The sequence below is a fragment of the Pseudomonas caspiana genome, from assembly GCF_040224095.2.
GTDB lineage: Bacteria > Pseudomonadota > Gammaproteobacteria > Pseudomonadales > Pseudomonadaceae > Aquipseudomonas > Aquipseudomonas caspiana.
This window is the reverse complement of record NZ_CP167995.1, coordinates 4,766,726-4,788,406: the sequence shown is the minus strand read 5'-3', so window position 1 is coordinate 4,788,406 and position 21,681 is coordinate 4,766,726. Positions and strand designations below refer to the sequence as shown.

Annotated in this window: 18 protein-coding genes and 1 riboswitch; of the genes, 2 read left to right on the top strand and 16 right to left on the bottom strand. The window is 58.7% G+C overall.

Translation table 11 applies throughout. The features are described 5' to 3' along the window. Positions 1–100: 100 nt before the first annotated feature. The 9 genes from ABRP31_RS21685 to ABRP31_RS21645 all read right to left on the bottom strand — a co-directional run bounded on the left by ABRP31_RS21685 (position 101) and on the right by ABRP31_RS21645 (position 13,731). Positions 101–2,854, bottom strand: a complete 2,754-nt coding sequence (locus ABRP31_RS21685) for a dermonecrotic toxin domain-containing protein (protein ID WP_372489464.1) — start codon at positions 2,852–2,854, stop codon at positions 101–103. A gap of 25 nt (positions 2,855–2,879) precedes the next feature. Continuing rightward, positions 2,880–3,410 carry a hypothetical protein gene (locus ABRP31_RS21680; RefSeq protein WP_349969789.1) on the bottom strand — a complete coding sequence of 177 codons (531 nt, stop codon included), beginning with the start codon at positions 3,408–3,410 and terminating at the stop codon, positions 2,880–2,882. A gap of 451 nt (positions 3,411–3,861) precedes the next feature. Then, a complete protein-coding gene (gene atzF / locus ABRP31_RS21675) occupies positions 3,862–5,679 on the bottom strand; it encodes an allophanate hydrolase (protein ID WP_349969790.1) in 1,818 nt (605 codons plus the stop codon). A 28-nt stretch (positions 5,680–5,707) separates the two neighbouring features. Next, positions 5,708–9,442, bottom strand: a complete 3,735-nt coding sequence (gene uca, locus ABRP31_RS21670) for an urea carboxylase (protein ID WP_349969791.1) — start codon at positions 9,440–9,442, stop codon at positions 5,708–5,710. A 247-nt stretch (positions 9,443–9,689) separates the two neighbouring features. Then, on the bottom strand, positions 9,690–10,310 hold the full coding sequence (locus ABRP31_RS21665) for an urea amidolyase associated protein UAAP2 (protein ID WP_087264711.1): 621 nt from the start codon (positions 10,308–10,310) through the stop codon (positions 9,690–9,692). Positions 10,311–10,321: 11 nt separating this feature from the next. After that, on the bottom strand, positions 10,322–11,044 hold the full coding sequence (locus ABRP31_RS21660; protein WP_349969792.1) for an urea amidolyase associated protein UAAP1: 723 nt from the start codon (positions 11,042–11,044) through the stop codon (positions 10,322–10,324). 12 nt (positions 11,045–11,056) lie between these two features. Then, positions 11,057–11,821 (bottom strand): ABC transporter ATP-binding protein, encoded by a 765-nt coding sequence (locus ABRP31_RS21655; protein WP_349969794.1) that lies wholly within the window; start codon positions 11,819–11,821, stop codon positions 11,057–11,059. Beyond that, positions 11,818–12,633: an ABC transporter permease gene (locus ABRP31_RS21650; protein WP_349969795.1), complete on the bottom strand. Its 816-nt coding sequence runs from the start codon at positions 12,631–12,633 to the stop codon at positions 11,818–11,820. The genes ABRP31_RS21655 and ABRP31_RS21650 overlap by 4 nt, the downstream gene beginning before the upstream one ends. Before the next feature lie 27 nt (positions 12,634–12,660). Beyond that, entirely contained in the window at positions 12,661–13,731 is a 1,071-nt protein-coding gene (locus ABRP31_RS21645; RefSeq protein WP_349969797.1) for a putative urea ABC transporter substrate-binding protein, read from the bottom strand. A gap of 61 nt (positions 13,732–13,792) precedes the next feature. Beyond that, a riboswitch (guanidine-I (ykkC/yxkD leader) is annotated at positions 13,793–13,894 on the bottom strand. Positions 13,895–14,276: 382 nt separating this feature from the next. On the opposite strand from ABRP31_RS21645, the gene ABRP31_RS21640 reads away from it, so the two are divergent. Beyond that, positions 14,277–14,696, top strand: a complete 420-nt coding sequence (locus ABRP31_RS21640; RefSeq protein ID WP_372489463.1) for a hypothetical protein — start codon at positions 14,277–14,279, stop codon at positions 14,694–14,696. Positions 14,697–14,783: 87 nt separating this feature from the next. On the opposite strand, the gene ABRP31_RS21635 is transcribed toward ABRP31_RS21640, so the two are convergent. The 3 genes from ABRP31_RS21635 to ABRP31_RS21625 form a co-directional block, all read right to left on the bottom strand. Beyond that, positions 14,784–15,125, bottom strand: coding sequence for a type II toxin-antitoxin system HicB family antitoxin (locus ABRP31_RS21635; RefSeq protein ID WP_349969799.1), 342 nt, complete (start codon positions 15,123–15,125; stop codon positions 14,784–14,786). After that, positions 15,122–15,373: a type II toxin-antitoxin system HicA family toxin gene (locus ABRP31_RS21630; protein WP_349969801.1), complete on the bottom strand. Its 252-nt coding sequence runs from the start codon at positions 15,371–15,373 to the stop codon at positions 15,122–15,124. The genes ABRP31_RS21635 and ABRP31_RS21630 overlap by 4 nt, the downstream gene beginning before the upstream one ends. 84 nt (positions 15,374–15,457) lie before the next feature. Beyond that, positions 15,458–16,570 carry an enoyl-CoA hydratase/isomerase family protein gene (locus tag ABRP31_RS21625; protein WP_349969803.1) on the bottom strand — a complete coding sequence of 371 codons (1,113 nt, stop codon included), beginning with the start codon at positions 16,568–16,570 and terminating at the stop codon, positions 15,458–15,460. Between the two features lie 164 nt (positions 16,571–16,734). Here ABRP31_RS21625 and ung point away from each other — a divergent pair, with 164 nt between their 5' ends. After that, the gene (gene ung / locus ABRP31_RS21620) at positions 16,735–17,427 is read left to right on the top strand and encodes a uracil-DNA glycosylase (RefSeq protein ID WP_349969805.1); all 693 of its coding nucleotides are present in this window, start codon (positions 16,735–16,737) and stop codon (positions 17,425–17,427) included. Between the two features lie 94 nt (positions 17,428–17,521). On the opposite strand, the gene ABRP31_RS21615 is transcribed toward ung, so the two are convergent. The 4 genes from ABRP31_RS21615 to ABRP31_RS21600 form a co-directional block, all read right to left on the bottom strand. After that, on the bottom strand, positions 17,522–18,556 hold the full coding sequence (locus ABRP31_RS21615) for an AbrB family transcriptional regulator (RefSeq protein WP_349969806.1): 1,035 nt from the start codon (positions 18,554–18,556) through the stop codon (positions 17,522–17,524). Next, positions 18,549–20,063, bottom strand: coding sequence for a tripartite tricarboxylate transporter permease (locus ABRP31_RS21610; RefSeq protein WP_087264701.1), 1,515 nt, complete (start codon positions 20,061–20,063; stop codon positions 18,549–18,551). Before ABRP31_RS21610 ends, ABRP31_RS21615 begins: the two co-directional genes overlap by 8 nt. Positions 20,064–20,066: 3 nt before the next feature. Further along, positions 20,067–20,525: a tripartite tricarboxylate transporter TctB family protein gene (locus ABRP31_RS21605; protein ID WP_349969808.1), complete on the bottom strand. Its 459-nt coding sequence runs from the start codon at positions 20,523–20,525 to the stop codon at positions 20,067–20,069. Between the two features lie 61 nt (positions 20,526–20,586). After that, entirely contained in the window at positions 20,587–21,576 is a 990-nt protein-coding gene (locus ABRP31_RS21600; RefSeq protein WP_167384308.1) for a tripartite tricarboxylate transporter substrate binding protein, read from the bottom strand. Positions 21,577–21,681: the final 105 nt, after the last annotated feature.

Sequence of the window (21,681 nt, the reverse complement as noted above, 5' to 3'; positions counted from 1 at the left end):
GCAGGCATGCTAGCCCGCCGTCAGTCTTTGCGCTATCGGGAGGTTAAATGTTTTTCGACGATTTTGTCCTCACGCTAGCTGCAAATAGGTTGTTTTGCATTCATGGGGCGCGATACACCGGTGCTTGTCCCACCAGCGCTTTAAGCAATGAGCAGCGGCAGTGCAGGAGCACGATCCGGTCGTAATGAATGCCGCTGTCCGCCAACGCTTCAAACAGGTTTTCCAGGCTGGGATTGGGCATGCCGAAGCGATTTCTGACGGTCAGTATGTCCATGGGGGCAGGCGGCAAAGAACTCAGGAAGAGTGAACTGTTCGAGTTGCGCACGATGTGGCTGATGTCCCGATAGCTCTCGTAGTTGGGGCTCTGGAATTTCCCGAGCGTGTAATTTTTTATCATGCCCTGTCGCGAGGTGCCCGCCATCAACTTATCCGTCAATGTGTAGCCCGGCGGGGCCGGTTTGACTGCGCTGTTGTTCTGCGTATCAAGGACCGCAAATGCTTCCACCCTCCTGCTGACCACCCGATGCAGCCCGGGATCAGACAACGAGTGTCCGTGAGGCGTGTAGACGTGCAACTCGGTCCCATTGGGGATCGCGGCTTGTTTGCTCCACGGCAGGTGGTAGCCATGGCTGCTGATGACCAGCGTGCGTGCCTGCCCTGTTTCGGCGGTCCAGATTAAAAACTGACGTCGCAGCTTCCACGCTTTGACCGCCAGTGTCGAGAACCCGGGGTTGGCGGGAATGCGCCAGGTTTTGAGCATGGCATCGGTATGAAAGAATTTTTCCAGACGGGTTTGCCGGGGCCCCATCGAGCGGTTCAACCAGGTACCAAAATTTCTCGTGGTGTGGGTTGCTGAAGTTACCGAGCGGAGAGCGGGCCTCACCGGCGCTGCCCATTTACGCAACGCGTGGGCCATTCGGGGGGTAAGGGGCGGCATTTGCAACAGCGCTAGAGACAGGATCGTCAGAAAAGCCTGTTGCTTCTCGGCATAACGGGCGCCGGGCAGATTTGCTGAGGCGATACTCAACGCCGCAATGCCGACTTCGGTGGCCAGCGAGGCAATCAGAGCGGGCGTCATGAGTAACGACATGGGCGCCAGTAGTAATTGCAGATGGTTGAATCGGCGGCTCCAGTAACGCAGCGAAACCTCGTGCGAGGTGACGATGATGTCTTCGGCATCCCAGCGGCTGTTCTGCTGCAGTCCTTGTGCGATGCAGGCAAAAGGTGAGTTCGTAACGTTGTGCTTATCCAGGTCTTGCGCCATGGCTTTATGTACGTCGTGATTGATCAGTACATCGGTCCAGGGGCGCAGCGAGGAAACCGGTTCGCTTGGCGTTTGCTCGCCTGACCAGACTTTCAGGATGTAGGTGAGCCGTTCGTGGTGGCGCAGGGGGACGTAGTTGAGCACGGACTGTCGCCACGTCTGACTGAGCGCGGCGTGTTTGAGGTAGTGCTGAAGCAGAGCTTCGCTCGGGCACTCGACGAAGGCTTTGATCATGCCCGCCTGGTAGAACACCCTCGACGCTTTGCCCGGTTCGCTGAGCACCAGTAGGCTGGAGCAGTTCTGGGGCGAAGGGTTTTCAAAGACCGAGTGCTGTAAAAAGAAGCTAGGTACCGACCACTGAACCGGGGTGCCTTCAGGTTTGTTGTGTTGTTCATTCAGCGCTTTCACGATCAGGTCGAACCCCGTTCGCTGCAAACTGCCTAGTTTCAGGCACAGCACCGCTTGGGTCATGAAGTGGTTTTGCAGTGAATCTTCAACGGCGCTTTTATGCTGCTCCCAAAATGTATCGATATGCCCGTTCATCAGCCTCAGAAAGTCTATCTGCTGAATTTTTTTCTCTACGGCCTGCGGATCAATGGGCAACTCTTGGCTGGCTGACCATTCACCTTTGCCTGTCGGATCGAGGTACACGACGCTTCGTCCGCCGTGGTCAATGTAGCCAGTGGGCGACGCAACCCGGTAATTATTCACCAGTGCGTCGCTCAGACTGACGGGGTTTTCGCTGGGCACCTGAATGTCATTGCCCGGATTTCGCGCGTTGCCCAGCGGCGTGATCGAGTGGCCACGCAGGTAGCGGATGAACACATGATCGGGATTCAGGTGCTGACCGTACTTCTCGCGCAGGAAAGTGCCCATGATGTCTGCCGCATGCCGATCCGGAGCAGGTATCTGGCTGAGAATCTGCGGTTGTGTCTGCCAGATATCCACAGCGCTGAGCAGGCTCATTGCGCGCCCGATGGCTTTGAGAGGGTCAGGCTGCTCTCCTGAGCCGACCTGTGTTGCCAGATAATCCAGTGACCGGATTTTCTGGGCCTGGGTGATCGCGGTAAATACATCACCTTCGATCTGCTTCAGGCCCACTGACAATTGCGCAGAGATCGAATCATCGGCTGTGGTGGCGAGCGCATTAACGCTGTTCAACACTTCGATTATTTTCTGCGTCATGTGTCGCGGTTCGTCACTGATGTATTCCAGCGGTGCTGTGCGTCGGCCCGGCATATGGATAAAACAATGCGACGTGTTGTTCGATCTCAATTGAAAGGCGTCAGGTATTACCTGGCCATTGATCGACAGCATGTTCGCTGTCGAGTAGGTGCCGCGAATGGATATTTCCAGAGCGTGCGCAGAAGTGGGAAAACTCTTCAGACCCAGTGCGTCCAGCGCGAGCTGATAGCCCTCCCGTGTAATCACTTTACGCGCGAATTGATGAGCCAGTTCGTCGAGAAACGACAGTTTGGCCAAGGCTCGATAAGTGCCCTGATGCCTGCTCCAGAACTTTTCTATGAGGTCGCGATAATCAGCCCCCCATGAAGCCTTGGTGATCAATTCCAGAGCTGTGCTGGCGGTCAGCGTGGAGGTTGCGCTGGACGACGCATCATCCAGCGGCTTGTCGAAAAAAAACGTGCTGCATGAGCTCCAGAATCATCGGTCTGTTGAAGGACAGCACGCCTATGTCCGTCAGCGACATGCGGCGCGAGTAGCGTTCGCGCCCGCTTTCATCGATTTCGGGGTTGGTGTCAGTTCGTAACCGAATACTCAGTTTGTCGGGCGATAGTGGTTTGCCGGTGGTTTGCAAAAGCATTTTTTTAAGCTGATGACGGACGTAGTCACGCAGCTTGGGCGGGTAATCCATGTCCATCTGGCAGGCTTTGAGCAGCAGCGTTGACTGAGCGATGAGCGCGAAGCCTGGTCTGGCTCTGAGGGCTTGCAGATGTTTTTGGCGGGCCTGCGTTGTCAGTTCGTGCTCGTTGATCAAGGGCACCAACTGATCCCGCGACTGCGTGGCAAAGCCACTGGCAGAGTTCAGGGTGTCCTGCTTCTCCCATGACTTGTCAGGGGTGGTTGCCGTCGCCGGGTGTTCCAGTGTGGCGCCGTGTTCGGGGAGAGGATTCCAGTCTTCGTTCATAAAAAAGCCGACTTAGTGAGTTGAAGCCTCACTATGTCGGCTGGTTTTTTTTGCTTGGGCTAATTATGTATGGCACTCAAGCACAAGGCTGCGGGAGCTCACGAACAACATACAAACCGCAGATTGAAATGCACTTTTTGTGGGAGCGAATTCATTCGCGAAGGGATTTCTCCTGCAAAAATATCTGCGTCTGATACGCCGCCTTCGCGAATCAATTCGCCTTATCAAACAAAATGCAATTTGGTGAGTAGACCCAAATCCTGTAGGAGCTCACCGAGGTTACGAGGCCAGCGATGGCGGTCTGTCTGATACACCGCCATCGCGGCCTCGCGGTGCTCGTGCGCTCCTACAGGTTCAGCGTTTGCTGCGCGACAGCGTGGTGTCATGGACACCGAGGAAAGTCCTGCAGGGATGTGCGTTTCAAGCCGATTTAGCGCATATGGATTTAGATCTATTTCTCAGCTTGCAGATATGCCCGCCAGCCGCCCAGGTAGCTGATGTTTTTTGCCCCTTGCAGACCATAAGCTTCGCAGATAAACCCGCACTCCCAGCGTCCGTCAGCCAGTTGCACTTTGCCCAATCCCAACGGGGCCGGAATACCGGTCAGGAACGAACCCAGTTCGCGGCTCGGCAGCTCCCAGACTTCCACGTCGATCGCAACCCCGCCTTGATCGACCCGAACCATGCCCGGCCGAAACGGCGGACCGCCTGCGAGTGCGTAGAGTTGGTAATCCGGGGAGCTTTGTGTGGTTTCCACCAGACGCGCGCCGCGTTGCTTGAGTTGCCAGTTCAGCGCCAGGCCATCCAGATGCGCGCCGCATACCACCACGCGTGCCATGTCGTTGCGTGCGAAGGTGGCCGGTTTGTTCAACTGCGTGGTCAGGCCGCCAATCAATGGCAGTTCGGTCTGACGTTGCAGAGCGTCGGCCACGCTCAGCAGATATTGATCGGTGAACACCCGACCAAACAGCGTCACGCCCCATGGCAGCCCGTTATCCATGAACCCGCTTGGTACAGCAACGGCGGCGTAATCCAGCAGGTTGACGAAGTTGGTGTAGTAACCCAGTTCGGAGTTACGCAGTACCGGTTCGGCTTCCAGTTCGGCGTTGGTCACCGGGCGGCCGATGCTTGGCGTAAGCACAAAATCCAGTCCTTCCATGGCCTTGTCGCAGATTGCTTTGAGCGCTTGCAGGCGATATTGCGCACGGAATGTTTCTACGCCACTGACTGCTGGAGCTTTGGCCAGCACTGCACGGATGACCGGCAGCACGGCCTCGGGATTGTTTTCCATCAGTTCGCCCGCAACGCTGTAGCGCTCGGCGACCCATGGCCCTTCGTACAGCAGGCGCGCGGCTTCAAGAAACGGTGAAAGGTCTAAAGCGACCGCTTCGCCACCCAGTTCGGTCAGGCGGTCGATGGCGTTGCTAAACAGCAGCGGGCCTTGAGTGCAGCCGAAATACTCCAGATCCTCGGCGCGGGGCACGCCGAAGCGGAAGGGGCGGGGCGTCCCGAACGCCGAAGCGTCGTTCCACAGCGGATTACTTCGGCTGTATTCGTCACGCGGGTCGAGCCTTGCGGTCAGGCTCAGCAACTGACTGGCTTCGCGTGCAGTAGCGGTAAAGGTGGTCACGCAATCCAGGGTGCGGCAGGCCGGTACGACACCTGCGGTGGAGATCAAGCCTTTGCTGGCCTTCATACCCACCAGATTGTTCAGCGCGGCAGGTACCCGGCCCGAGCCAGCGGTATCGGTGCCCAGTGAGAAACTGCTGACGCCCAGCGCTACGGCGAGTGACGAGCCTGAGCTGGAACCTCCGGACGGATACTCTTTTAGTACGCTGTTCGGGCATGCACCAAAGGGTGAGCGACTGCCGTTCAACCCGGTGGCGAATTGATCCAGATTGGTTTTGCCCATGGGAATCGCACCCAGCGCCAACAACTGCTCGACGATGGTGGCCGAGCGTTGTGGCGTGTACGCATACGCCACGCAAGCTGCCGTGGTGGGAATGCCCGCCAGATCTATGTTGTCCTTGATCGAGAAGGGGATGCCATACAGCGGCAGGTCGTTGATGTCACGATCTTCCAGCGCCGCGAGGTAGGGCTCCAGTTCAGCAGCGCTCAGCAGATGTATGAACAGATGATATTCCGGGTTTAGCGCGGCGGCTTTTTCCCGCAGGGCGAGGATCAGTTGGCGAGGTGTCAGGCTGCCGGATTCATAGGCAGCACGGACTGATTCCAGGCGCAGGTCGCGCAACGTTACTTCAAGGCTCATAGAAGAATTCCATAAAAAAGTAAAAGGGTCAGTCGGCTTGCAGCACGACAACACGTTGGCCTGCGCGCACTGCCGAACCTGGCTGCACGCGCACCTCGCGAACCACTCCGGCGGTCGGTGCCAGCAACGGAATTTCCATCTTCATCGACTCCAGAATCACCAGTGCATCACCGGCTTCGACACGCTGGCCGACCTCGACCTGCACTTGCCAGAGGTTGCCGGCGATATGGCTGTCGACACTGTGTTCCCCTGCCTTGAGCGGCGCTTCTTCGGTTAATGGCGCAACGGCTTCTTCGCTTTCGAAATTGGCCTGGCCGCTGGCGATCCAGCGTTCACGTTCAGCGTTGAATGCTGCTTGTTGCTGACTGCGGAAGGCGGAAATGCCCTCTGCTTCGCGGTTGAGGAACGCCTGGTAGTCGGCGAGGTTCAGGGTGCTTTGTTCAATCTCCAGATCGTAACGGCCCAGCGGGAAATCACGACGGATGCGCAGCAGCTCATCGGCGCTGACCGGGTAGAAACGGATCTGATCGAAGAAGCGCAGCAGCCAGGGTTTGCCGTCGAACGCCGCGACCTCCCGGTAGCGATTCCACATCTGCAAGGTGCGCCCCACAAACTGATAACCGCCGGGACCTTCCATGCCATACACGCACATGTAGGCACCGCCGATGCCTACCGAGTTTTCGGCAGTCCAGGTGCGCGCCGGGTTGTACTTGGTAGTGACCAGTCGATGGCGCGGGTCCAGCGGCGTAGCGACCGGCGCACCGAGATACACATCGCCCAGGCCCATGACCAGATAGCTGGCTTCGAAGACGGTGCGCTGCACTTCGTCGAGGTTAGGCAGGTCGTTGATGCGCCGGATGAACTCCAGGTTACTCGGGCACCACGGCGCGTCTTTGCGCACGGTGGTCATGTATTTTTCGATGGCCAGCTGGCAGGCCGGATCGTCCCAGGACAATGGCAGATGGACGATGCGCGAGGGGACTTGCAGGTCTTTCGCGGCGCAAACGGCGTCCCATTCGCCTGCGACGATATCGAGCAGTTGCGACAGCGGTAATTGTTCCGGCTGGTAATGCACTTGCAGCGAACGAATGCCCGGCGTCAGGTCGATCACGCCGTGCAGGCGCTTGGCTTCCAGAGCCTGCATCAACGCGTGACCCCGGAAGCGCAGCACCAGATCCAGCTCAGGCGCGCCGATTTCCAGCAGCAGGTGAGTGTCACCCGAGAGGCGGGCGACCAGGCGGGTATCGTCCTGACCGATGTCGAGCACAACAGGCGAGTTCAATTCTGTTGGAGCGAGGCTTGCCCGCGAAGGCGTCAAATCAGACACCGAGTCGCCTGCTTCGCGAACGAATTCGCCTCCACGGGATTGCGTTGCACCGTCGTTCCCCGGTAGGAGCGAACTTGTTCGCGAGGAGGCCGGTACATTCGATGCGTCATTTGCGTGTGGAAAACTGGTCTCGCGAACAAGTTCGCTCCTACCGATAAATCCGCGTGCCTGTTCGATACTCACCGCTTCAAACATCACCTTGTCCCCAGCCTTGAGCTGGCCCAACTGCCACAGATCCGCCTCGATGATGGTCACCGGGCAGACGAACCCGCCCAGGCTTGGGCCGTCCGGGCCGAGGATCACGGGCATGTCACCGGTGAAATCCACCGCGCCAATTGCGTATGGATTGTCGTGGATGTTCGACGGGTGCAGTCCCGCTTCGCCGCCATCGGCCCTCACCCATTCCGGCTTGGGCCCGATCAGGCGCACGCCGGTACGACTGGAGTTGAAGTGCACTTCCCACTGAGTGGCGAAGAACGTTTGCATGTAGTTTTCAGTGAAGTATTCCGGGGCACCGTGCGGGCCATAGATGACCCGGATGTGGCGTACTTCAGCCAGGTCTTCCATCTGTTCTTGTGGAATGTGCTGCCCGGCGCTGCGATCAACCAGTGGAGACACATGCAGCACGTCACCCGCACGCAGAGCCCGACCACCGTGCCCACCAAACTGGCCAAGGGTGAAGGTGCTTTTGCTGCCCAGATAATCCGGCACATCCAGCCCGCCCCTTACGCACAGGTAACTGCGCGCACCGGCCCCGGCAATCGTGCCCAGTGCCAGTTGTGAACCTGCGGGCACGAACACGGCTGTATTCAGCGGCTGCGCTTGACCATCCAGCGTGAACGGAATAACGGCGCCTGTGACCGCCACCACAGCATCGGTGTTGAAGCGCAGCAACGGGCCGCTCATGGTGATTTCCAGTGCGGCGCAGCCTTCGGCGTTGCCCAGCAAACGGTTGCCCAGACGCAGGGCACGGCTGTCCATCGGACCGGATGGCGGGACGCCTACGGCCCAGTAACCCAAGCGGCCGGGATAATCCTGAACGCTGGTCTGCGTGCCTCCGCTGAGCACTTCAAAGGTGTCGGCGTGATAGACCAGGCCTTCCAGGCAACGGGTCCACGGCTGACCGCTGGCGAACGGCGCGTCGGCGATAATCTGCCGCAGGTAGTCGCGGTTGGTTTCCACGCCATACAGGCGGGTTTCGCTCAAGGCATCGGCCAGCCCATCACTGGCCAATTGGCGATTGGGTGCCCAACTGATCACCTTGGCGATCATCGGATCAAAGAATGGCGGAATCTCACAACCGGCTTCTACCCACGTATCGATACGCAGGCTTTTGCCATCCACAGCGGGGAAGTTCACCGCCGTCAGCAAACCAGGGCAGGGCTGGAAATCCCGGCCCGGATCTTCGGCATACAAGCGTGCCTGAATGGCGTGGCCACTTGGCTTGAGCGCGGCTTGCAGTTCCGACAACGGCGGCAGGTCACCGGCTGCCAGTTGCACCATCCAGCTGACCAGATCCACGCCCCAGACTTGCTCGGTCACGCCGTGCTCGACCTGCAAGCGGGTGTTCACTTCGAGGAAGTAGAAACGCTGATCGTCACTGTCGAAGACAAACTCCACGGTCCCCGCGCTGCGATAGTTGACCGCTTTGGCAAGCTTGATCGCGGCAACACACAACGCTTCACCCATGCCATCGGGCAGGTTCGGCGCCGGGGTTTCTTCGAGGACTTTCTGGTTGCGCCGCTGCACGGAACAATCGCGTACGCCAAGGGCCAGCACTTCACCGCGACCATCGCCAAACACCTGCACTTCAAGGTGCCGGGCGCGCTGGATGTACTTCTCGATGAATACGCCGGAGTCGCTGAAATTATTCTGGCCGAGACGTTTTACAGCTTCGAAGGATTCGCCCAGTTCTGCCGCATCGCGGCACACGCGCATGCCGATACCACCACCGCCTGCGGTGCTTTTGAGCATCACCGGGTAACCGATGAACTCAGCCGCGCTCAGCGCTGCTTCGACGCTGTCGAGCAGTTCGGTGCCTTCGAGCATCGGCACGCCGTGCATTTTGGCCAGCGCTCGTGCGGTGTGCTTGAGGCCAAACACACGAAGTTGCTCGGGCGTTGGCCCCACGAAGGCGATACCAGCGTCTTCGCAGGCTTGAGCGAAGGCGGCGTTTTCCGACAGGAAGCCATAGCCGGGATGGATCGCTGTGGCGCCGCTGGCTTTGGCGATGGCGAGGATTTTATCTACCGCAAGATAGGTCCCGGCCGCACCGCCTTCACCGAGGCTGTGGGCTTCATCGGCCTCCAGCAAATGCAGGCTTGCTGCGTCCGCTTCGGAATACACCGCGACGCCTTTGACGTGCAGTGCACGCAAGGTGCGCAAGATGCGGCAGGCAATGGCGCCGCGGTTGGCAATCAGCAGTTTGTCGAACATGTCTTGAACCCCGGAAGCCGATCAGCTCGGCCTCAAACTGGGAAGCGGGCCGTCCCGCTATTGATGTGTCTGCACGAGGGTCGTCCGTCGTGGTGTGTTCAGGTGCTGCAAAATCTGGATTGCAATGGAGATTCCTTGTGGGAGCAGAGCTTGCTCGCGATAAGGCTAGACTCGGTTCACTTTGGATCGCGTCTAGACTTATCGCGAGCAAGCTCTGCTCCCACAGGTATACATGCAGCCGGAGAGATCAATTCCAGACGTGCAATTCAGCCGGTGTCGGGTTGTAGCCGTTGCACGGGTTGTTCAATTGCGGGCAGTTGGAGATCAGCACGATCACGTCCATCTCCGCGCGCAATTCAACGTATTTGCCTGGCGCGGAAATACCGTCTTCAAAGGTCAGCCCGCCGTCAGCAGTGACCGGCACGTTCATGAAGAAGTTGATGTTCGGCCCGATGTCGCCTTTGCCCAAACGACCGTCATGAACGCAGGCGCGCAGGTAGTTATCGCGGCAGCTGTGCATGTGGCGTTTTTCCAGGGCGTAACGCACGGTGTTGCTCTCTTGCGCACAGGCACCACCGAGGGTGTCGTGGCGACCGCAGGTGTCATCGACGATGGTCAGCATCGGCTTGCCGAGGTTGGAATACAGCACGCTGCCCGTTGTCAGGTAAACACTGCCTTGACGGCGCAATGTACGCTGCACGTCATAACGCTCACGAGGGTTGGCGAGGCTGAAGAACAGCGTATCGACTGCCTGATTACCTTCCAGATCGAGAATGCGCAGGGTTTGCCCGGCCTTGAGTTCGGTCAGCGACGGCTCGCCCGCCGGGATGTGCGTAGTGGTGGTCGGGATGTTGGAATGCAGACTCATGACAATGCTCCTCAGGCGAACAGGCGGTCGGTGTTGATGAAACCGCGCTCGTTTTCCGGGCGGGACGTGCGGCAATGTTCGGCGACGCTGGCGTCGGCTTTCATCCAGCTCAGCTTGACCGGCTGTGGCGCGTATTCCGGGTTGGGGTCCATGGGGTGTTGCAGGGCGGTAAGGACCACCAGCGTGTCCATTGGCGCATACAGCTCGATGTAGTCGCCCGCTTTGGAGTTGTTCGCCACGAAGTGCAGCTTGCCTGCTTCGTCAACGTTGACGCGGCTGAACAGGTTCAAAGTCATCAGCAGGTCGGACAGGCCCAGCCCCCATTTGCCCAGCTCGACCAGCAGATTGTCGACGCCGTTGCGGAAGAAGCCGTTGCGCAGTTCCTGATAGCGGCCCTGGCCATATTTTTCGCTGACTTCATCGGCGCAGAGCACGCCGCCTATGCTGTCGCTCCAGCCGCAGGTATCAGCAGTAATTGCGGCGAGCACGCGGCCCATATCCGAATACAGGCAGTGGCCGCTGGTGAGCTTGGCGGTGTGTTGGCATTTGAGGCTGTCGGGCAGGTTCAGGCGCTCGGTTTTTTCGTGAGCGTTGAGCATCGTCAGGCTGACGTTGGCGTTGCCGTTCAGGTCGGTGAGGCGCAGCAGTTCACCGCGCTTGATGATGAACGAACGATGGCCGCCACCGGGCAGCAGTTCTTCGGCAAAGACCGGGAATAACGTGTTTGTGGTCATGAGCAATGTCCTTTAAGCCTGTTGCAGCGAATCAATCGCGGCGCGTGCGGCGCGGCGGTCGCTGTTCAGGGGAATGTCGTAAGTGATGCGCGCGCCATAAGCGCCGGGTGTGTGAGGGTCGATGCGTACTTTGTCGAAAACCAAAAGCCGGGTGCCGAGGTTGAAGCCTTCGGACAGGTCGTGAGTGACCATGAACACGGTCAGTCGGGTTTCGCGCCACAGCTCCAGCAGCAAAGCGTGCATGTCTTTGCGAATGCCGGGGTCGAGGGCGCCGAACGGCTCGTCGAGCAGCAGCACCCGAGGTTTCATGATCAGCGCTTGAGCGATTGCCAAACGCTGTTGCATGCCGCCAGACAGCTGCGCGGGGTATTTATCCAGCGCGTGACCGAGGCCGACTTTTTGCAGCAGCTGTGCAGCCTGTTCCCTGGCTTCGCGCTTGGCGGTGCCAAACAACCGGCCGAGCAGTGCCGAGCGCGGCAGTTCCAGGCCCAGCGCGACGTTATCCAGCACCGAAAGATGCGGGAACACCGAGTAGCGTTGGAACACCACGCCGCGACTGGCATCCGGTTCGTTCGCCAGTGCCTTGCCGTCCAGGGTGATGCTGCCTTTACTGGCGACTTCCTGACCCAGCAACAGGCGCAGAAAGGTTGACTTGCCGCAGCCCGAAGCGCCCACCAGTGTGCAGAACTCACCTTCAGCGACGCTCAGATTCAGGCCTTCCAGTACCACCAGATCGTCGTATTGCTGCCAGACGTTATTGACTGAAATGAAGCTCATCCGCGTGCCCCCTCGTACCAGGGAAAGGCTTTACGGGTCAGGGTTTTCAGGCCCCAGTCCATCAGCCAGGCGAGGAGGGTGATCCAGACCACGTAAGGCAGAATCACGTCCATGGCCAGGTAACGCCGCACCAGAAAGATCCGATAGCCCAGGCCATCGGTGGAGGCGATGGCTTCGGCGGCAATCAGGAACAGCCACGCCGAACCGAGCACCAGTCGCACCGCAATCAGCAGACGTGGCAGCAGTTGCGGCAGGATGACCCGCAGGATCAGCGTCCAGGTCGACGCGCCCAGGGTCTGCGCCTTGATCAGCAATTCGACGGGAATTTCCCGGGCGCGCTGTTCAAGGTCGCGGGCGAGAATCGGCGTGATGCCGATCACGATCAGCATCACTTTCGACAGCTCGCCCAACCCGAAAACAATGAACAGAATCGGCAGAATCGCCAGCGGCGGCACCATCGACAGCACCGTCAGCAGCGGCGACAAAGGCGCGCCGAACAACGGCAGAATCCCCGAGGCAATGCCCAGGCACAGGCCCAGCAAAGCGCTGATGCCCAGGCCGATACCCAAACGTTGCAGACTGGAACCGGTGTCCTGCCACAGCAAATAGCCGCCGCTGCGTTGGTCCTCGGTGAAGGCCATGCGTTTAACTGCATCGGCCATCTGTACCGCGCTGGGGAGCAGCTTGTCGTTGGGGTTTTCCGTCAGCCGTGTTGCCGAGCCCGTGAAATAGGCGAACAGCAACAAGGCAAACGGCAGGAGCACCAGGATCAAGCGACTGGCGCGATCCGGGCGGCGATTTATCAAACGCATGGCAATGACCTTTGAGCGGGACGCGGATTACAACTTGCCGTCGGCAGCCATCTGCACGTAACTCGGATCGAAGTGCAGCTTCTGGTTGGCCTTGTCACCGGAAGTCACGCCATTGGCGAAGGTCATACCCACTGCACTGGAGTCCTTGGCACCCTCACCGAGCAGGCCGTGTTCGAAGGAGAAGTTGGCGACTTTACGCATGGTGTCCGGCAGCTGTTTGCTGGTGGCGAATTCAAGCGCTTCCTTGGGGGTTGCGAAGAGTTTGGTGGTGTCCAGTTGCGCCTGGAAACCGGCCAGATCCGTGCCTGAAGCTTTGGCCATGTGCTCAAGAGCGGCTTTGCTCTGGGCATTTTTCGCGTTCATCAGGGCGACCACTTCAAACCAAGCGCCGGTGAGGGCTTTGCCCAGTGCCGGATTGTCTTTCAGGGTTTGAGTGTTAACCACCATCATGTCCATGATCTCGCCAGGGATCTGGCTGGAGTTGAACACTTCAGTGACGCCGGGCTTGGCCTTGATGTCGGCCAGCATAGGGTTCCAGGTGGTGACGGCTTGCACGTCATCGGTGTTGAAGGCGGCCGAGATATCCGCATCGGATGTATTGACGACTTTCAGGTCTTTTTCAGCCAGGTCGACGCTGTCCAGCGCGCGGGCCAAGAGGTAGTGGGAAACGGAGAGCTCTACCAGATTGACGTCCATGCCTTTGAGGTCGGCGACTTTCTTGCCAGCGCCTTTGATCACGATGCCGTCGTTACCGTTGGAGAAGTCACTGACCACTAGCGCGGTGCTTTCCACGCCGCCTGCTGCCGGGATGGTCAGCGCGTCCATGTTGGTCATGGTGCAGCCATCGAACTGGCCAGCGGTGTACTGGTTAATGGATTCGACGTAGTCGTTGAGCTGGGTGACATCGATTTTGATGTCGTACTTCTTCGCCCACTTGTCGACGATGCCTTGAGTGCCTGCGTATTCCCAAGGCATCCAGCCGGCATAAATCGTCCAGCAAACGTTGAATTCTTTTTTAACGGCGGCGTGTGCCGGAGAGAGGCTTAATGCAGCGATGAGGCCAGCGCAGAGCAGACCTGATAGACGGGACTTTTGCATGTGTTTACCTCCAGTAGCGAAAGAAAGGCGGTCAGGAGTCACGCGACACCACTGGTGTCCTGTCTCCCGGGCTTTTATCCCGCCGTGTAACCTCTACTGGAGGTCGCCAACTCTCGGACCAGCCACTCGCCAGAGGCGAGCCGGAACCCTAGTCAGCTATTGCAAATTGTGGTGCCGCGAACCTGAGTTGACTCCTGCACAAGGTTTGCTAAGCGAGAGTTGTGCCAAGTCGCGGGGAAGCCCGACCGCTGTGGCCGGTAGCGATATTGACTGCTCACAGCGTGCAATTTTTTTGCTGTCACATGGTGCGCAGCGCACTGCGATGGGGCGGCAGCTCGTCAGGTGACAGGCGGATCAGGGCACTGGATGGTCTTTTTAATGTCCTATTTTCGTCTGTCGCATTTGGTCAGATGCCGACCAGCGTCGCTGGTGTGTGCCCTATCGCGGTCCAGGAGGCCGCCATGTATCGACGAACCTTGCTCATCGTTTTGCTGGCCCTGAGTCTTGCAGGTTGCTACACCGACTCAGGCTACTATTCTTCCCGGGTGACGGCGCTGCCGACCACCTACGGCGCCACTGAAATCTATTCTTACGACAACGGTTATCGCTCTAATTATTATCAGGAGCAGCGCATCTACGTAGCACCGCAGCCACGCTACTATTCTGCGCCACCGGTGCGTTATTACTCACCTCCACCGGTGCGCTATTACGCGCCACCACCGGTGCCGCGCTATTACCAGCCAGGCCGTCCACCCGGCTACGGTTGGGGCGACAACCGCTACCGCGGCAACCCCGGCTATCGCCATCCGCCGCGGAATGACTACCGCGGCAGTCCAGGCCGGCCGGGGCCTTCGTGGGGCGATGGTCATGGTGATGGGAGAGGCCACGGCGGTCCCGGCAGGGGCGGTGGGCGAGGTGACGGTCGAGGCGGTCGCGGTGGCGATGGTCGAGGCGGGCATCGGTAGGTGAATCAGAAACGGCGCTCCTTGGGGCGCCGTTTTTTGTCTGTTCGACTATCTGTTCATCACATTTATTAATGTGCAGCTTTGAAGTTACGCATGGTGACTCAGATACTCGCGTAGCGCTTTACGTGTCAGGTCATTAAGCGAAATTTTATCGCGGGTCGCGGCAACGCTGGCTGCCAAGTGCAGGTCATGCCCGACTCTTACATTGAACGAACCTTTGCACGGCAATTCTGGATCCTGACCCAGCGCTGAGCAGGTATCGAGATAGTCATCGACTGCGGTGCGAAAGGACTGCGATAGCTCCGCGACGGTCTCGCCCTCGTAGCTCACCAATGCGCGTATGAACTGAAGTTTTCCGAACAGGCAGTTATCTTCAGGGCTGGCTTCAATTGAACCGTAATAGCCCCGGTGCTGTAGCAGCGTACTCATGAAATCAAACCTCCCGCTTTCAAATGCTCGATAACCTGTCGCTTAACGTATGCTTTTATTTCATTACCCGGATGAGGGCGATGCAGGTTTATCATGGCTTGAACATTGCCGTTATCAAATTTTACGCGGCTGCCATCACCTTCTATTTGCCTGTAGCCGAAGCCTTTCAATAGCGCGACCACTTCTGGCCAGCTGAATCCCGATTGCCTGTTCAGTAGCTTGGCGAGCAGCTTTTCTTGCTTTGACATCCAGCCTCCATTCTCTGCGACTGATTCTAGTCGCTCATAAAAAGGAGGTCAAACTGAGCTCGGCTCGCGGCTTCGAACAGAAAATCAATACCCTGACAAATCCGCCAACGGATGCCGGCCTTCCCACACCTTGCTGAAGTGCGCATCAATCACCGCCAACGGAATCGTTGCGACGTCCTGCCAATGCCAGTGGGGCGCGTTGTCCTTGTCGATGAGCCGCGCACGTACGCCTTCGCTGAATTCCGGGTGGCGGCAACAGTTCAGGCTGATGGCGTACTCCATTTGCAGCACCTCGGCCAAGGACATGTGGCGGGCGCGCTGGATTTGTTCCCAGACCAGGTGCGCGGTCAGTGGGCAACCCTGCGTCAGGTTTTTCGCGGCGCGGGTCAGCAGAGCGTCATCGCTGTGCTGCAAATGGCTGATTGCATTCCACGCGCAGGGCAGGTTGCCGACGTCGAGCAATTCGTCAATCTGCGCCCGACGTGGTAGCCATTGCGCCTCGGGCAGTTGGCTGAGGGCTTCGTGTTGCAGGGCTTTGAGCAGGCTATTGAGCTGGATAGACGTTTGCTCTTGCCAGTTCAATTGCTGCAGCCCTTCGATCAAATCCTCCTGCTGCTCATCAAGCATGAAGCGATCAGCCAGATCCAGGTCGAGCGCGTCGTGAGCATTGATGTGAGCGCCGGTCAGACCCAGGAACAGGCCGAGCTTGCCGGGCAGGCGTGACAGGAACCAACTGGCGCCGACGTCTGGAAACAGCCCTATGCTGATTTCCGGCATGGCCAGCCGACTGCTCGGCGTCACAATTCGCGTGCTTGCGCCTTGCAACAGGCCCATGCCGCCCCCGAGCACGTAGCCGTGGCCCCAACAGATCAGCGGTTTCGGATAGGTGTGCAGGCTGTAGTCGAGCCGATACTCGGCGGCGAAGAAGCTGGCGGCGAGTGGCGGCACTTCGCCGGGATGTTCACGACATTGATCAACCAGCGAACGTACGTCGCCCCCGGCACAAAAGGCCTTTGCGCCATTACCGCGTAAAAGCACGCAGACGATTTTTTCATTGCTGGCCCAGGCATCAAGTCGATCCTGTAGGGCGAGGATCATGGGCAATGACAGCGCATTCAGTGATTGTTCGGCGTCCAGGGTGGCGATGCCGATACGGGCGCCATCCTGAGCCGGAAATTCTTCAAATTGCAGATTCATCGTGACCTCTCGAGGGCAATGCATGTATCCAACACAGGTGTGATAGTTCTGCGTCGGGTTAAGTTGCATGAGGCTCAGTGTAGGAAAGGGCAGGGCGCGACGCGCTGATTTGACATTGGCGGCCAGCTTTCCTAGTGTCCGCGCATTGATTTCAGGGTGTGACCATGACAAGCGATGACCGTATCAAACTTGAACCCAGCTGGAAGCACGCGCTGCGTGAGGAATTCGAAAAACCTTACATGGGCCAGTTGCGCGAGTTCCTGCGTCAGGAGCATGCCGCAGGCAAGGAAATCTACCCGCCGGGTCCGTTGATTTTCAATGCGCTGAATTCAACGCCGCTGGACAAGGTCAAGGTGGTCATTCTGGGGCAGGATCCTTACCACGGTCCCGGCCAGGCACACGGGCTGTGCTTTTCGGTCCAGCCTGGCGTACCTGCGCCACCCTCGCTGGTCAACATCTATAAAGAGCTCAAGCGCGACCTGAACATTGATATTCCTCGTCACGGTCACTTGCAATCCTGGGCCGATCAAGGGGTGTTGATGCTCAACACCACGCTGACCGTGGAGCGTGCCAACGCCGCTTCACACGCGGGTAAGGGCTGGCAGCATTTCACCGATAAAGTCATCGAAACGGTCAGCGCCGAGCAGCCGCATCTGGTGTTCATGCTGTGGGGCGCCCATGCGCAGAGCAAACAGAAACTGGTGGATGCCACCAAGCATCTCGTTCTGACCTCAGTGCATCCATCGCCTCTGTCGGCCTATAAAGGCTTTCTGGGTTGCGGGCACTTCAGCCGGGCGAACAAGTATCTGGAACAGAATGGTATGGCGCCGATCGAGTGGCGATTGCCACAGGAGTGATGAGATCACCTCTTTTGTAGGAGCTGCCGAAGGCTGCGAAGGCGATGTGACATGGAAATCGTTTCGCAGCCTTCGGCAGCTCCTACAGAAAATGCTAATCTCCAGCCCGCCGATGCCAATACCGAAAAATCGGCTCAGCCAGAAACAGTACGAACAACAACCTCATCACCTGCATCGCAGTCACCAATGGCACTGAGAGTTGCAGCACTTCTGCTGTCAGGCTCATTTCAGCAATACCGCCAGGCATCATGCCCAGGGTCAGTGAGCGCAGATCCAGGTGGGTAGCAGTAGCCAGTGCAAAAGCGGCGAGGGCGGCGATGAGCATGGTCAGGGCGGTGCCGAGCAGGGTCCGGCCTATAAAGGACGGCGCGCGGCGAAAGAACTGACGGTTGAAATGACAACCCAGTCCGCTGCCGATCAGCCACTGGCCAATCTGGCTACTGCCGTCCGGTAAGCCAATATGCAGGTCGAAGCTGACGCTGATGATCGCGCTCACCAGCAGTGGGCCGAATAACCACGGGTTCGGCTGCTTCAATCGTTGCCAGAGCCAGGCCACTGCCGCCCCAAGCGGGAACAAGAGCGCCAGCCACAGCCAGTTGACGCTTCCGGCATGGACGATTGGCGTGCCTTCGCCCATCAGGTATTTGAATATCGCCGGAACGCAAAGCACCACCATCAGTACCCGCAGGCTTTGCCCTGCGGCAACGCTGCTGAGGATGGCGCCATTGCGTGAACCGAGGTTGACCATTTCACCCGAGCCGCCGGGCATGCTGGAGAAGAACGCCGTTGCACGGTCCTCTCCGGTACGAAGCATGAGCCACACGCCGACGACACTGGAAAGACTGGTAATCAGTGCAGCGAGAAAAATCAGCCCGAAATGCGCCATGACTTGGTCGATCACGACGGGCGTGAAGTGCAAGCCAATACCGATGCCGACAATCCATTGGCCGCATTTGCGGCCGCCGGGGATTTCAGCCAGTTGCCACGGTGTCAGGCAGCGGACGAGGATGATCGCCAATAGCGAGCCGACCATCCAGGGAAGAGGCCAGCCGACCAGGCTGGCGAGGTAACCGCCAGCCAGGCCGACCAGCGGTGTCGCCCACCAGCTTTTTAACGGTCGATCAGACACTGGTCGCTGCACTGCGCTGGGCAGAGCGCTTGCGCCAGATACGAATGATCGGGAACAGCAGCATGAAAATGGTCAGCACCCAAACGCCAATGGTAATTGGACTGGACCACAGAATTTCCATCGCACCGTTGGAGATCGACAGGGCGCGGCGCAGGTTCTGTTCCATCAGACCGCCGAGGATGAAGCCCAGCAGGATCGGCGACAACGGGAAGTCCAGCTTGCGCAGGATGTAACCGAAGATACCAATACCGACCATCAGGAACAGGTCGAAGGTGGTCGCGTGTACTGCATAGACGCCAATCCCGGTAATGATCGCGATCACCGGCACCAGTGCCCAGTTAGGCACGTTGAGGATGCGGGTGAAGATACGGATCATCGGAATGTTGAGGATCACCAGCATGACGTTGGCGATGAACAAGGAAGCGATCAGACCCCAGACGATGTCTGGTTGCTGTTGGAATAGCATCGGCCCCGGTGTGATGTTGTAAAGCGACAGCGCACCGATCATTACCGCAGTGGTTCCCGAACCTGGTACACCCAGAGTCAGCATTGGTACCAACGCGCCGCACGCCGAAGCGCCAATCGCGGTTTCCGGTGCTGCCAGACCACGCATGTCGCCCTGGCCAAACTTGCCACTGGCACCTGCCATGCGTTTTTCGGTCATGTACGCCACGGCACTGGCCAGTGTCGCACCGGCACCTGGCAATACGCCCATGATGAAACCCAGCAAACCGCACCGGATATTGACCACGAACACCGCGCCCGCTTCCTTCAGGTTGAAGAGCATGCGCCCCGTAGCCTGTACGGCTTCCTGACCGCGGTGGGTTTTTTCCAGCAGCAACAGGATCTCGCTGATGGAGAACAGACCGAGAACCAACACTACAAACTGGATGCCGTCGGTGAGGTGGATGTTGTCACCGGTGAAACGATACACGCCGCTGTTGGCGTCGATGCCGACCGCCGACAGGAACAGCCCGATCAAAGCCGCAATAAAGGTTTTGACGGGACGATCACCCGCCATGCCGCCGAGACAGACAATGGCAAACACCATCAGTACGAAATATTCCGCAGGTCCGAAGGCGATCGCCCATTTCGCCAGCAGGGGCGCGAACAGCACCATGCCGCAAGTGGCGATAAAGGCACCGATGAACGAGCTCCATGCCGACAGCGACAAGGCAACGCCTGCCAGACCCTGACGTGCCATTGGGTAGCCGTCGAGGGTGGTCATGACGGTCGATGCTTCGCCTGGAATGTTCAGCAGAATCGAGCTGATCCGGCCGCCGTATTCACAGCCTAGGTAAACCGCTGCCAACAGGATCAGCGCCGATTCTGGCGGCAGGCCCAAAGCAAAGGCAATCGGGATCAATAGCGCGACACCGTTGATGGGCCCCAGGCCTGGCAACAGCCCGACCACGGTACCGATCAGCGTCCCGCACAGTGCGGTAATGAGGTTGTAGGGAGTCAGCGCAACGCCGAAGCCCTGGCCCAGGTAGCTGAAAGTATCCATTGATTAGTTCTCCAGAACGTCGAGCAGGCCCAGGGGCAACGGAACGTCCATGGCTTTATCGAACAGCAGGTAAAGGCCGACGCTCATCAGAATCACCACGATCACGCTGGGCAACCAGCGGCCGCCATACAGACGAGCCATCGGGATGCCGATCGAAATGCTGCTGAGGATGAAACCCAGCGGTTCAAAGGTGCCGGCAAAGATCAGCAGCAAGACCACGCAGGCCACGATCTTGATGATGGTCTCGCGGTCCAGTGCGGGCTCTTCTTCGGTGTGTACGATGGGAGCCGGGCGCAACAGCATGTAAACCAAAGCCAGGCTCATCAGCCCCAGCATCAGCAGGGGAAACGCCCGAGGGCCAACCGGCTCGTAGGAAAACGGTGCCTGATAAGGCCAGGCCATGACTGCCAGGCCCGCACAGACCAGCAGCAGTACAGCGGCGAAAATACGTTGGATCACCATGGTGAAAACTCCCGGGTTGCGCTGCCGCGCAGGCAGCTGCAACCGCTAGTCAGTCGATCGATCACTGAATCAGGCCGAATTCCTTGGCCAGGTTCTTGTAGTCAGCAACCTGTTTCTTCACATAGGTGTCCAGCTCTGCACCGGTCATGGCGAACGGGAACAATTCACGCTGGTCACGCAGCTTGGCGAAATCTTCCGAGGCCAGCAGCTTGTCGAACGCGGCTTTCCACCAGTCGTATTCGGCATCGGTGACTTTTGGCCCAAGGTAGAAGCCGCGAACCACTGGCCAGACGATGTCGTAGCCTTGCTCTTTGGCGGTCGGAATGTTTTTCATTTCCGGCTCGTCCAGACGCTTCTCGGAGAACACGGCCAGCAGACGCATGTCGCCGCTGAGGATATGCGGCATGGAGTCGGAGATGTCCGTGCTGCCCACTTGAATGTGTCCGCCAAGCAGCGCAGTGGCAATTTCACCGCCGCCTTCCAGGGCGACATAACGCAGGTCACGCGGGTTGATCCCGGCGGCTTTGGCAATCAATGCAGTCTGCATCCAGTCCTGGCTGCCCACGGTGCCGCCCGAACCAATCACGACTTTGCTTGGGTCGGCCTTCAGCGCCTTGACCAGGTCGTCGAGGGATTTGTAAGGCGAATCGCTCTTCACTGCGATGGCGCCGTAGCTGGTACCTACTGCGGCGAGCCAGCGCACAGCGCCCTCGTCAAAACGTCCGAACTTGCCTTGCGCCAGGTTCAGCAGTGAACCGCTCGACCAAGCCACCAGCGTGCCTGCATCAGCAGGGCGCTGAGCGACGACTGCGTTGTAGGCCACAGCGCCAACACCACCGGGCATGTAGGTCACACGCATCGGTTTGGTGAGAATTTTCTCGTTGATCAGCGCGCTTTGCACCAGTTTGCAGGTCAAGTCGAAGCCGCCACCTGGCGAGGCCGGGGCGATACATTCAGGGCGTTTGGGTTCATCGGCCGCGAACAGTTGCGTGGCGAGCATCATGCAGCCAGCAGCCAGTGCGAAACGACGCAAGGATAAGGTCATGGTCAGTCTCCAGATTTTTGTTTTTGGGTGTGAAGCAGTGTTCGATTCGGTTTTACAGGCAGCCACGAAAGGGCAGGCCAGTAAGCGGCTTCATCGCAGTGAATGAATATC